Source organism: Flavobacterium piscisymbiosum (genome assembly GCF_020905295.1).
In the GTDB taxonomy this organism is placed as follows: Bacteria; Bacteroidota; Bacteroidia; order Flavobacteriales; family Flavobacteriaceae; genus Flavobacterium; species Flavobacterium piscisymbiosum.
Map to the genome: position 1 here is coordinate 320971 of NZ_JAJJMM010000001.1, position 12496 is coordinate 333466.

Annotated in this window: 14 protein-coding genes and 2 tRNA genes; 5 read left to right on the plus strand and 11 right to left on the minus strand. The window is 33.2% G+C overall.

The features are described 5' to 3' along the window. Nucleotides 1-105: 105 nt before the first annotated feature. The 3 genes from LNP81_RS01530 to LNP81_RS01540 form a co-directional block, all read right to left on the minus strand. On the minus strand, nucleotides 106-1056 hold the full coding sequence (locus LNP81_RS01530) for an ABC transporter ATP-binding protein (RefSeq protein ID WP_230032939.1): 951 nt from the start codon (nucleotides 1054-1056) through the stop codon (nucleotides 106-108). A gap of 105 nt (nucleotides 1057-1161) precedes the next feature. Then, complete coding sequence (locus LNP81_RS01535) at nucleotides 1162-1857, minus strand: YiaD family glycine zipper/OmpA-like lipoprotein (RefSeq protein ID WP_230032940.1); 696 nt, start codon at nucleotides 1855-1857, stop codon at nucleotides 1162-1164. A 17-nt stretch (nucleotides 1858-1874) separates the two neighbouring features. After that, complete coding sequence (locus LNP81_RS01540) at nucleotides 1875-2375, minus strand: lipocalin family protein (protein ID WP_208683758.1); 501 nt, start codon at nucleotides 2373-2375, stop codon at nucleotides 1875-1877. Nucleotides 2376-2578: 203 nt separating this feature from the next. Here LNP81_RS01540 and htpG point away from each other — a divergent pair, with 203 nt between their 5' ends. Further along, on the plus strand, nucleotides 2579-4462 hold the full coding sequence (htpG, locus tag LNP81_RS01545) for a molecular chaperone HtpG (protein ID WP_230032941.1): 1884 nt from the start codon (nucleotides 2579-2581) through the stop codon (nucleotides 4460-4462). Between the two features lie 177 nt (nucleotides 4463-4639). Then, nucleotides 4640-5356 (plus strand): DUF4369 domain-containing protein, encoded by a 717-nt coding sequence (locus LNP81_RS01550; RefSeq protein WP_230032942.1) that lies wholly within the window; start codon nucleotides 4640-4642, stop codon nucleotides 5354-5356. Nucleotides 5357-5505: 149 nt separating this feature from the next. Here the strand turns inward: LNP81_RS01550 and LNP81_RS01555 are convergent, their stop codons facing one another. From LNP81_RS01555 to idi, 8 genes are all read right to left on the minus strand, one after another. Continuing rightward, a complete protein-coding gene (locus tag LNP81_RS01555; protein WP_230032944.1) occupies nucleotides 5506-5964 on the minus strand; it encodes a DUF5362 family protein in 459 nt (152 codons plus the stop codon). Nucleotides 5965-6277: 313 nt separating this feature from the next. After that, nucleotides 6278-6351, minus strand: a tRNA-Thr gene (locus LNP81_RS01560). 100 nt (nucleotides 6352-6451) lie between these two features. Further along, a tRNA-Thr gene (locus tag LNP81_RS01565) sits at nucleotides 6452-6525 on the minus strand. A 78-nt stretch (nucleotides 6526-6603) separates the two neighbouring features. Then, nucleotides 6604-6870: a hypothetical protein gene (locus LNP81_RS01570; RefSeq protein WP_230032946.1), complete on the minus strand. Its 267-nt coding sequence runs from the start codon at nucleotides 6868-6870 to the stop codon at nucleotides 6604-6606. A 57-nt stretch (nucleotides 6871-6927) separates the two neighbouring features. Continuing rightward, on the minus strand, nucleotides 6928-7896 hold the full coding sequence (locus LNP81_RS01575; protein WP_230032948.1) for a type I phosphomannose isomerase catalytic subunit: 969 nt from the start codon (nucleotides 7894-7896) through the stop codon (nucleotides 6928-6930). 53 nt (nucleotides 7897-7949) lie between these two features. Then, complete coding sequence (locus LNP81_RS01580) at nucleotides 7950-8408, minus strand: peroxiredoxin (protein WP_230032949.1); 459 nt, start codon at nucleotides 8406-8408, stop codon at nucleotides 7950-7952. A gap of 3 nt (nucleotides 8409-8411) precedes the next feature. After that, complete coding sequence (locus LNP81_RS01585) at nucleotides 8412-8822, minus strand: 6-carboxytetrahydropterin synthase (protein ID WP_208683751.1); 411 nt, start codon at nucleotides 8820-8822, stop codon at nucleotides 8412-8414. Nucleotides 8823-8843: 21 nt separating this feature from the next. Then, nucleotides 8844-9371 carry an isopentenyl-diphosphate Delta-isomerase gene (gene idi, locus LNP81_RS01590; protein ID WP_230032950.1) on the minus strand — a complete coding sequence of 176 codons (528 nt, stop codon included), beginning with the start codon at nucleotides 9369-9371 and terminating at the stop codon, nucleotides 8844-8846. Between the two features lie 295 nt (nucleotides 9372-9666). On the opposite strand from idi, the gene msrB reads away from it, so the two are divergent. The 3 genes from msrB (at nucleotide 9667) to LNP81_RS01605 (ending at nucleotide 12468) form a co-directional block, all read left to right on the plus strand. Beyond that, entirely contained in the window at nucleotides 9667-10221 is a 555-nt protein-coding gene (msrB, locus tag LNP81_RS01595) for a peptide-methionine (R)-S-oxide reductase MsrB (RefSeq protein WP_230032951.1), read from the plus strand. A gap of 7 nt (nucleotides 10222-10228) precedes the next feature. Next, nucleotides 10229-10846: a peptide-methionine (S)-S-oxide reductase MsrA gene (gene msrA, locus LNP81_RS01600; RefSeq protein WP_230032952.1), complete on the plus strand. Its 618-nt coding sequence runs from the start codon at nucleotides 10229-10231 to the stop codon at nucleotides 10844-10846. Nucleotides 10847-11064: 218 nt separating this feature from the next. Beyond that, nucleotides 11065-12468 (plus strand): aminopeptidase P N-terminal domain-containing protein, encoded by a 1404-nt coding sequence (locus tag LNP81_RS01605; protein WP_230032953.1) that lies wholly within the window; start codon nucleotides 11065-11067, stop codon nucleotides 12466-12468. Nucleotides 12469-12496 lie beyond the last annotated feature (28 nt).

Consider the following 12496-nt stretch of genomic DNA (forward strand, 5'->3'; position numbering starts at 1 on the left):
TAATAAAACAAAAAATAAGAAACCCGATAGTTTAGACTATCGGGTTTCTTATTTTATAGTATTTAAAAAGAATTATCTAATTTTCTCATTGACACATTGCCTAATTTAAAGATAATTTAAACCTAAAAATATTTCCTGTTCAAGAGGTAAATCGATTTCACTTTCAAAAAAGATCAATTGCCTTTTATAAACCGTTTCAATCAAATAATGATTTCCTCTAAAATAAGTTTTTCTAATTTTTACCGGCAAATTTGATTCATTAACCATTTTAAACTGATGGGGATATACTAAAGTTTTATGCATTTCATCCTCATAAGAAAGCAATAAATGAGTAGGAACCTCATTTACTTCTCCAAAAAGAGATGCTACATATTTAGTTTCAGGATCTTCGTAAATTTTGGCCGGATTATCTTTTACAATAATTTCACCATTTCGCATTACGATCGCTTCATCTGCAAACGATAAAGCATCAGTACTATCATGTGTTGCAATAATACAGGTAATTCCTTTTTGTTTTAAATATTTGAATAAATTTCGGCGCAAAGCATTTTTACGAAAAGCATCTATTTGACTAAAAGGTTCGTCCAGTAAAATTACTTCCGGCTCTAGGGCCAAAACTCTTACCAATGCAACCCTTTGTTGTTGTCCTCCGCTTAAAAACTTCGCTTTTACATTCGAAAATTGCTCCATTTCTACCATTTCCAGCAATTCCTGAACACGAAGTTTTTTCATGTTCGCAAAACCATTCGAAAGAAACTTTCCAACATTTTCGGCAACAGTTTCAAAAGGAGACAAATCAAAATCCTGAGCCAGATATTTCATATAAGGCATTCCGGGAATCAAATTGTATTTAGGACCTAAAATAGGTTTTTCGTTATAAAAAATCTTGCCTTCATTTAAATCATATAAACCATACATTAATTTAAGAAGCGTACTTTTTCCGCAGCCACTTTCACCAATAATAGCAATATTTTCTCCTTTATTTATAGTAAAAGAAACGTTTTTTATAACAGGGTTTTCGGTATACGAAAAAGAGATATTTTGAATGTCGAGCATGGGTTATATTTGAAAGCACAAATTTACAATGTTTAATTTCTAAAGTCAAAAAAAAGCTGCTTCAATTATGAAACAGCTTTTAAGAAATTTTATTGCATTTGAAACTTATTTTCCAGCTTCAGATTTTGCATCATTTACCATTTTGTCGTTTGCAGTAATAGAAAACTCTACACGACGGTTTTGCGCTTTTCCTTCAGCAGTATCATTTGTTGCAATAGGGTCAGCAATTCCTAAACCTGAAGTTTTGAAACGGCTTGCTTTTAATCCTTTTGCAACTAAGTAAGCTTGCACAGAAGCAGCTCTTTGTCCTGAAAGTGTTAAGTTATATTCTGGTTTTCCTGTATTATCAGTATAACCAAAAATTTGAATATCAGTATCTCCGTACTCATTAAATACAGGAACTAATTTATCTAAATTTGCTTTAGCCTGAGCTGTCAAAGTTGATTTGTTAGTGTCAAAACGAACAGAGTTTTCATTTAAAGTTAAATGGATTCCTTCGCCTACTCTTTCTACAGAAGCACCTGGCAAAGCCTGATCGATTTCACGAGCTTGCTTATCCATTTTGTTTCCAATAAGCGCTCCGGTTCCACCACCTACGGCAGCTCCAATTGCAGCTCCAAGAGCAGCGTTTCCACCACGTCCTAAATTATTTCCTAAAATACCACCAATAAGACCACCGGCAACTACTCCAATTCCTGCACCTTTTTGTGTGTTATTTGCGTTTTTTACTGAATCGCAACTTGTAAAGAAACTTACTAACACAAGTAAACTACTCAAACCTAAAACTGTTATCTTTTTCATATTATATATTTTTAATTTTAATTAGCTCTTTGAAATTGGTAAACAACATCTTTTACTTGTCCTCCAACATTAATATTATCGATTAACTGAAAAGAAGTTTCAGTCACACTTCCAACTTTTAATAAGTAACCATCTCTTACTTTTTTTGCTTTAATTCCAGCATCAAGAATCTTAAGTACAAACATACCTTGATTATTAATACTCCAAACAATTGGTGAACTAAAACCAGTACAGCTTGGCGCAGTTAATGCCATTGTTCCTTTGTTATTATTTGAGATAAAGCTCCATGTACTACCAATAAAGCACTTTGAATCTGCAAGATCAAAAGAATTTACTTTGATGTATTCAGAACCAGGATAAGATACATTGGTTAAAACCCAATTTCCTTTAAGAGCAACTTGAGTAGATTTATCAAGTTTAGTCGATAGCGTAGTAGCTTCAGTTGAAGCTGTAGTCGAAGCTGATTTACACGCGAATAACATCGTGGCGATCATGCAAATGAAAATAATTTTCTTCATTTTGTACATTTATTTAAGTTAATACTTACTTATTTAACAATTATTGTACCACAAAGATACAATTCATAAGAATATCTTGTGTTCCAGAATCTAATTATTTTCTTTCAAAATTAACACTTACGACATTTTGTCACTTAAAATGCAATTGGTATTTTATTTGAAGAAATGAGAATCATCACATTAAACTAAAAAATTAAAAAAATATGACAACAGGTAAAATTAATGTTTCGGTAGAAAACATCTTTCCCTTAATCAAAAAGTTCTTGTATAGCGATCACGAAATCTTTTTACGTGAGTTAATTTCGAACGGAACCGATGCTACTTTAAAATTAAAACATTTAATTAGTATTGGTGAAGCTAAAGTTGAATACGGAAATCCTTTTATCGAAGTAAAAATCGATAAAGAAGGAAAAAAAATTCACATTATCGACCAGGGTCTGGGTATGACAGCTCATGAAGTAGAAAAATACATTAATCAGGTTGCTTTTTCAGGAGCTGAAGAATTCCTTGACAAATACAAAGATTCTGCTAAAGATTCCGGAATTATTGGTCATTTTGGTCTTGGATTCTATTCCGCATTTATGGTTGCTGAAAAAGTAGAAATCATCACTAAATCATACAAAGATGAACCAGCTGCACACTGGACTTGTGACGGAAGCCCTGAATTTACTTTAGAGCCGGCTGACAAAACTTCACGTGGTACAGAAATCATCCTGCATATTGCCGAAGATTCTCTTGAATTTTTAGAAGATTCAAAAATCAGCGGATTATTAAACAAGTATAATAAGTTTATGCCTATTCCGATTAAATTCGGAACAAGAACAGAAACACTTCCAAAACCGGAAGATGCTCCTGAAGATTACGTAAACGAAACTCTTGAAGTAGACAATATCATCAACAACCCTAATCCGGCATGGACTAAACAACCAACCGAATTATCTGATGAAGATTATAAAAACTTCTACAGAGAATTGTATCCAATGCAATTTGAAGATCCTTTGTTTCACATTCATTTAAATGTAGACTATCCATTCAACTTAACCGGAATCTTGTATTTCCCTAAGTTAGGATCTGATATGCAAATTCAGAAAGATAAAATTCAATTGTACCAAAACCAGGTGTACGTTACCGATAACGTAGAAGGAATTGTACCTGAATTTTTGACAATGCTAAAAGGAGTTATCGACTCACCGGATATCCCGTTGAACGTTTCTCGTTCAGGATTACAAGCGGATGGCGCGGTGAAGAAAATCTCTAACTATATTACTCGTAAAGTAGCAGATAAACTAAAAGCTTTATTCAACGAAAACCGTGCTGATTTTGAAGCTAAATGGAACGATATTAAAATCGTTTTAGAGTACGGAATGCTCTCTGAAGATAAATTCTATGAAAAAGCGGGTGCATTTGTTTTATATCCAACCGTTGATGATACTTACTTTACTCTTGAAGAATTAAAAGAGAAATTAAAAGAAAACCAAACGGATAAAGACGGAAAACTGGTAGTTCTTTATGCAGGAAATAAAGAAGCACAACACTCTTATATTGAAACAGCGAAAGAAAAAGGATACGAAGTATTACTTTTAGATTCTCCTATTATCTCGCACTTGATTCAAAAAATTGAAGGAGATAATAAAGATGTAACTTTTGTACGTGTAGATTCTGATCATATTGATAATCTGATCAAAAAAGATGAGAACACGATTTCTAAATTATCTGATGAAGAAAAAGAAACTTTAAAAACTTCATTAGAAGCTTATATCCCTAAAGCGTATAGTGTACAACTAGAAGCTATGGATAGCCAGGCGGCGCCGTTTATCATCACGCAACCTGAATTTATGCGTAGAATGAAAGAAATGAGCCAGTCAGGTGGTGGCGGAATGTTTGGAATGGGTAATATGCCAGAAATGTACAATTTGGTAGTAAATACCAATTCTGATTTGGCAACCAACATCTTGAATACTGAAGATAAAACACATCAGGAACACTTGGTAAAACAAGCTTTGGACTTAGCTAAATTATCGCAAAATCTTTTAAAAGGAGAAGCTTTAACGGCGTTCGTAAAAAGAAGTTTTGAAATGATTAAATAACATTTTTAATCATATAAATATTTAAAAATCCTGTAAGTTCAGCTTACAGGATTTTTTTATGCTTTTATTTTTAAATGACTGAAAATATATTGCAATTTTATTTTTTCGGAAAATTTAAACACTACATCATTACATTCAAACTATTTTCTTTATTTTGCAGCAAAATCTAAAAAACCAATGAAAAAATCAATTATTGCTTTTGTTACACTCGCATTATTAGCATCTTGTAGCAAAAAAGAATCTACCGACAGCTTACACCTTACAGGAAATATAAAAGGATTAAAAAACGGGACTTTATATATTCAAAGAATCGTTGATACCTCTCTTGTAGCTATTGACAGTATCAAAATAGACGGAGACTCTTCTTTTGAAAGTAACATAAAACTGGAATCTCCTGAGGTACTTTATTTGTACCTGGATCGCGGAGTTACAAATTCATTAGACAATAATATTTTGTTTTTTGCAGAACCAGGCAATATCAATATCGATACTAACTTAGACAACTTTATCTTTAATGCAAAAATTACAGGGTCTAAGAATCAAGAACTATATGATGAGTTTAAAAAAATAAACTCTCGTTTTAATGATGAAAATCTTTCTATGGTTGAATCAAGATTTAAGGCCATAAAAAGACAAGATCAAAAAGCAATAGACAGCATCGACACCAAACAAGAATCTAACATCAAAAGAAAATACTTGTACACTACAAACTTCGCTCTAAACAATAAAGATCACGAAATTGCGCCTTATATTGCTTTATCTGAGATTTATGACATCAATGTTAAATTCCTTGATACAATTCAGAAATCAATGACCCCAAAAGTAGCACAATCTCTTTATGGAAAAAAATTAACGAAATATGTTGCTGACATTAAAAAAGAGCAACAAAAATAACAAATAGCTATATAAAACAAAAAAAGTCCTGAGAAATCTCAGGACTTTTTTTGTTTTATAGCAAATTTCAAATTTTAAATTCCAAACTATAACGAAACTAATTTTATAATTGAATTTGGAATTTCAAAAAATTGGAATTTATTTTCAGCTTATCTTCCTAACAAAGCTCCGAACATAGAAAGTATGAATATCAATCCGTACAATACTAAAATAGCAAGCGTAAAAATACCAAGGAATTTGTAATGAGATTTCAAATACCCAAAAGAGCTGGTTAATGCTTCGGTATCATTGTCTCTAAAAGCTTTTTTTGCATTAGATGCAAATCTGAATAAATAATAAACAGGGAAGAAATAAATTGCTCCAATAATAAAATACACTATTCCTATTACTACCCCAAAAGAACCTCCCATTGCGCTGGCTCCAGGAATAACAGATCCCATTGCTGCGAAAAAGGTTCCTGCAAAAACTGCAATTAGCATGATAAGTCCAATACCTACAAATCCTACTATTGATAAAAAGTAAGCCCATTTTGCGGTTTCTTTTAAAAAGTCTTTTGCAGATTGATCGAGTTGCAACTCAAATTTTTCAAAAACTGAATTTTCTTCCATTTGTTAAATATGTTTTGGTTAAGAAACAAACATAAGAAAAATATTGTTACAATTTTTCATCAAAGCAAATTCCGATTTAAATAATAATATTAAATTCTAAATTTCTTAACTCTTGCAATAGACCAAATCATTTCAAAAGCCTTAACTATTAGAAAATAATCAATTTCACCATTCTATCTCAAAGTTGAAACTAAAGGATTTTAATTCGAAATTCTCCATCATCTGGAATTTCGAATTTTCAAATATTGGAATTTCTTTTTTTATTTTTTGAGCAAAAAAAAAACCATCACTAAAAAGTGATGGTTTTACGTTGAGCCGGCGGAGGGACTCGAACCCACGACCTGCTGATTACAAATCAGCTGCTCTAGCCAACTGAGCTACGCTGGCGACTCATTACGTTTACAAATACAAGTGGTTTTTCAATTATCCACAATAATTTGTCTTTTATTTTAATTAAAAACCATCACTAGAAGTGATGGTTTTGTTGAGCCGGCGGAGGGACTCGAACCCACGACCTGCTGATTACAAATCAGCTGCTCTAGCCAACTGAGCTACGCTGGCGACTCATTACGGGTGCAAATATAAAGCGGTTTTTCGTTTTACCAAAATAAATTTGCACTTTTTTTATACTTTTTTTGCTTACAATTCGTTGATTTTAGCAATCAATTGATTAGCAGTTTCTTCCAATTCAACATTGATTTGTTTGAAGTGCGCTTTTTTGTTTTCAACGTTCTTAGCATTCACTTTAGTGATCAAAGTATCAAAAGCTGCGATAGCCTTATCGATCAAAGCATTCGTTTCAGGAGTTGGATTTCCTGTTGTAGACATTTCGAATAAGTAAATTGCCTCAATAATATCTCCTAATACGAAGTTGATGTCTTTCTTTAAATTTTTAACGTTTGCCATTTTTATTTTTATTTTAATTTGCGACTGCAAAAGTACATATAATCTTTCTATTAAGTGCTATGAAATGTAAATTTCTAAAATAGAAGCTTTTCCGTTCAAAATAAATGCATTTATCTCAGCCGGAACCAAAACGGTATCTCCTTTTATATAGGTTTGTTTGAATCCTTCAAATTCAATTTCAAAACTTCCTTCGATACACATATAAACGGTAAAAGTTTCTCCTGGTTTAGCCACTTCAACTTTATTTTCTAACGGAATAAAATTGGTTGTAAAATAAGGACAATCAACCACTACATTTGATTTATTAGTTTTTGTCTCGTATTTCTTCTGCGTTTCTACCTTATTATAGTTGATAGCATCAAGTGCCAAATCTACATGAAGTTCTCTTGTATTTCCCTGAGCATCTTTTCGATCAAAATCATATAAACGATACGTGATATCAGATGTTTGCTGAATTTCGGCTACGACTAATCCTGCACCAATAGCATGAACAGTTCCGGTTTCTAAAAAGAAAACATCACCAGCTTTTGCTTTTACAGTATCTAAAATCGAAACCAGGGTTTTATCCTCTAAATGTTTTAAATATTCCTCTTTGCTTGAATTTTCTTTAAAACCTACAATGATTCTCGCATCAGCATCAGCTTGGGTTACATACCACATTTCGGTTTTACCAAAAGAATTATGACGTTCTTTTGCCAATTTATCATTTGGATGCACTTGTATCGAAAGATCTTCGCGAGCATCCAGATACTTAAAAAGTAACGGAAACTGTTTTCCAAACCGTTCGTAAACTTTTGTTCCCAGAATTTCATTTGGCATTTCATCAATAAGTTCCATCAATGATTTTCCCTTCAATACTCCGTTAGAAACAACACTTACATCGCCTTCTACGGTTGATAACTCCCAACTTTCGCCGGTTATTTTAGAAGTAATGGGCTTATTCAAAATTGTTTTCAACTTTTCTCCTCCCCAGATTCTGTCTTTAAGAATGGGATCAAATTGTAAAGGGTATGATTTTAGGTTCATTTTTTAAGGCTAATATCTTTATTAATTCAATATCGATTTGATATTATTTTTTTCTACAATACTAATTCTTTGACAGTTTCGAGCGCTTTCGGAATATGTTTTCCGGCATTCAAACTATCAAAAATCAAAATAACAACACCGTTTCTGTCAATGACATACGTTACTCTTCCTGGCAAAAGACCAAATAAAGTATCGCGAACCCCAAAAAGGTGTCGCAATTTTTTATCCTGATCAGATAAGAGTATAAAAGGCAACTGATGTTTGTTGGCAAATTTTTGATGTGATTTTACACTATCGCTGCTTATACCAATAACTTCAGCACCAAGATCCTTAAAATCTTCGTATTGATCTCTAAAGCTGCAAGCTTCAGTAGTGCATCCTGGCGTATTATCTTTTGGGTAAAAATAAATCACTAGAGGTTTTCTCCCCAAAACACTTTGGCTTTCAAAAACTTCTCCGTGACTATCTTTTGCAGTAAAATTCGGAACTATATCTCCTATTTTTAGTGACATTTATTATTCTCCTTTATAAGTTACAAAATTACGGTCCGTTTCATTCAGAACGATTTCTAAGTCAAAATCAGGCTGAATTCTTTTTCTAATTTTATTCCATATCACAACCGCAATATTTTCAGCAGTTGGATTCAAATCCTGAAATTCCGGAACATCCAGATTCAGGTTTTTGTGATCAAACGGAATCTCTACTTCTTCGAGTATAATATCCGCCAATACTTTCACATCTAAAACAAAACCAGTTTCCGGGTCAATTTTTCCTGTAACACTTACTGTTAAACCATAATTATGACCATGAAAATTGGGATTATTACATTTTCCAAAAACAGCATTGTTTTTTTCAGATGTCCAATCTTTTCTGTGCAATCGATGTGCAGCATTAAAATGTGCTTTTCTTGATATGGTTACTCTCATTTGGTGGTTGGTTAGTCTGGGTTAAAGCTTATGATCTTCTAAATAATGATCAAATTCATCAAATATTATTTTAAACCAAACGGTATAAATTTCAGGTTGTTTTTCAATATCAGCTTTTACATCCTCAATCTTCATCCATTTCCAGTCTTCTACTTCTTCAGTATTTATGTTTGGGTTATCATTATAATAACCAATCATAACATGATCCAGTTCATGCTCTGTCAAACCATTATCAAAAGGTGCTTTATAAATAAAATGAAAGAGTTCTTTCAACTCGGCTTTAAAACCCATTTCTTCAAACAATCTTCTGCTTCCGGCTTCGACATTCGTTTCTCCCTCACGCTGATGGCTACAACATGTATTGGTCCAGAGTAAAGGCGAGTGATATTTGTGATGAGCACGTTGCTGCAGCATTATTTCATTTTTATCATTTAAAATAAAAACCGAAAAAGCGCGATGCAGGACTGCTTTTTCATGTGCTTCTAATTTTGGCATTAAGCCAATTTGCTCATCGTTTTGGTTTACTAATATTACGTTTTCTTCTATCATAGGGCTTATTGATCAAACAAAAATACGAAAAAAGAAATGGCTTGAAAATCCTAGACGAGATTGTGAAAAGTTTAACGAGCATTGCATTTTACAAAAAACTGATTCACAACAAAATACACATCATTCAATCGCAAAAATCCTTTAAAAATAAGACCCAAAAACTAAAACTAAATGTTTTACGTACATAATAAAAGTTAAAACATACTTAAAAAAATCTCAATTGTACAATACACAGGATTTCAGGGCGAAATCTAGTTGTATCTTTGAAATCACAGAATTAAAGCACTCAAAAACAATGAAAACAAAAACCCAAATCTTCAGCCTTTGCTTTTTAATTCCGCTTTTTATTTTACAGGCATGCGGACAAAGCGCAAAAAAACAAAATACCAAAACAGTAGTCATGGAAAACAAAATCACTAAACCCGGAAATCCTTATTATTCGAACACAGATACCACCAAACTTAATGTCACGGATGCTGAATGGAAAAAGGTATTACCCGAAGACGTTTATGATGTAATGCGAAATGCAGATACCGAAAGACCTTTTACCGGAAAATACTGGAATACAGACGAAAAAGGAACTTATTATTGCGCTTCTTGCGGGAACTTACTTTTTCGTTCCGGAGCCAAATTTGCCAGCAGCTGCGGATGGCCAAGTTTTTTTGAACAAGACAACAAAAAAAGTGTAGTATATAAAAATGATAACTCTCTGGGAATGGAAAGAATCGAAGCGCTTTGCGGGCGTTGCGGCGGACATTTAGGCCATTTATTTGATGACGGACCGGAACCAACCGGAAAGCGTTATTGCATGAATTCGATCGCACTTGACTTTGTTCCTGATTCTAAATAAAACAACGATGAAAAATATATTTCTAATTGCCTTTTTTGCATTATCCCTGAACGGATTTGCACAAAACACCAAAACAAAAAGCGCTTCAAACCTCGAAACTATTACCCTTGGCGGAGGTTGTTATTGGTGCGTTGAAGCTGTTTATGAAAATTTAGACGGAGTCAAATCTGTAGTTTCCGGTTTCTCCGGAGGAAAAGTAGCCAATCCTACTTATGAAGAAGTTTGCACAGGAACCACCGGCCATGCCGAAGTGGTTCAAATAACTTATGACAAAACAAAAACTGATATCAATGAAATTTTTCAGGTTTTCTTTACCGTTCATGATCCAACTACATTAAATCGTCAGGGCGCAGATGTTGGAACTCAATATCGTTCTGTTATTTTTTATAAAAATGAAGAACAGAAAAAAGCAGCCCAAAGTATTATTGCAGAATTAAACAAAGCAAAAGTTTACAACAGTCCAATTGTGACAAAAGTAGAACCTTTTAAAGTTTTCTATAAAGCCGAAGATTATCACCAAAATTACTATGCAAACAACAAGAGTCAACCGTATTGCAAAATGGTAATTCAGCCGAAAATAGAAAAATTTGAAAAAGTATTTAAAGACAAATTAAAAAAGAAATAACAGACTTTTATATTGGTTAATAATAGTTGCCGTTCATGAAAGTGAACGGTTTTTTTTTATTTTTTTGCCACGAATTTCACGAATTATCACGAATTAGAATTAAACATTATAAAGAAAAAAATTAGTGGAGATTAGTGAAATTCGTGGCAAACTTTTTTCTCCAATAGCAATTCATATTTTTTGTAATTTGCAGCCACAAACCAATTAAAAACCACAAAATGAAGCAATTATTTTTCTTGTTTGCCTTATTCTTTACATTTTTTCAAATCCAATCTCAGGAGAATTTACCAACAGATTATCTCTCGAAAGAATTTCATAGAGGACGTCGGGAAGCATTTAGAAATCTAATGCCTGCAAATTCTGTAGCGGTAATTTTTTCTTATCCCGACAGAGTTTTTTCAAAAGACATTAATTATAATTATCATCAAAATCCCGATTTATATTACCTGTCAGGATACAAAGAACCTGATGCTGTTTTATTTATTTTTAAAGAAACTCAGGGACCAGAAAAATACAATGAAATTCTTTTTGTGAGAGAAAGAAATGCATCAAAAGAAACATGGACAGGAAGACGTTTAGGAACCGAAGGCGCAAAATCTAAACTAGGATTCACAACAGTTTATAACGGAAAAGATTTTAAAAATTTTGCAATCGATTTTAAAAAATTCGACAAGATAATTTACGATAAAATCCCAACAGATATTGGCAATGACAAAAGCGGATTTGATCTTTATGGTCTGTTAGAAAGTTTTAAAACCAAAGCCGCGATTATACAACAAAATGGAGCATCAATAGACTTATTTACCCATATCACCAATTCGCTTAGAGAAATAAAAACTCCGGAAGAAATGGAGTTAATGCGTAAAACCGTAAAACTTTCCTGCATTGCGCATAACGAAGTAATGAAAGCCGTTGGTCCAGATATGAGCGAAAACGAAGCTGACGGAATTCACGCTTACATTCACAGACATTACGGTGCCGAAGGCGAAGGTTATCCGCCAATTGTAGGTGCCGGAGCAAACGGATGCATCCTGCATTATGGCGAAAATAACGCCACAAAAATCGACAATCAATTATTATTGATGGATGTGGGTTCTGAATACCACGGTTATTCTGCCGATGTTACCAGAACAATTCCGGCAAACGGAAAATTTACCGAAGAGCAAAAAGCCATTTATCAATTGGTATATGAATCACAGGAAGAGGTTTTTAAAATTTGTAAACCAGGAACTCCAATTCAGGATCTAAATGAAAGATCCAGAGAAGTTATTGCGGCAGGATTAATTAAACTAGGCATTATTAGTGACCCTAAAGATTCCCGAATATATTATCCGCACGGCTGCTCCCATTTTCTGGGCTTAGATGTTCATGACAAAGGAAATTATATGGGCAATCTAAAAGAAAACATGGTGCTCACGGTTGAACCCGGAATCTATATTCCTGCAAACAGCAAATGCGATAAAAAATGGTGGAATATTGGTGTTCGCATCGAAGATGATATCGCAATCACAAAAGATTCATACGAAAATTTATCAGCAGAATCTCCTAGAAAATGGCAGGATGTCGAGAAATTAGCGACTCAAAAAAGTACTTTCAACGAAATGAAATTCCCTAAAATATAATTGTTTTTCTTGCCACAGATTAAAAGAT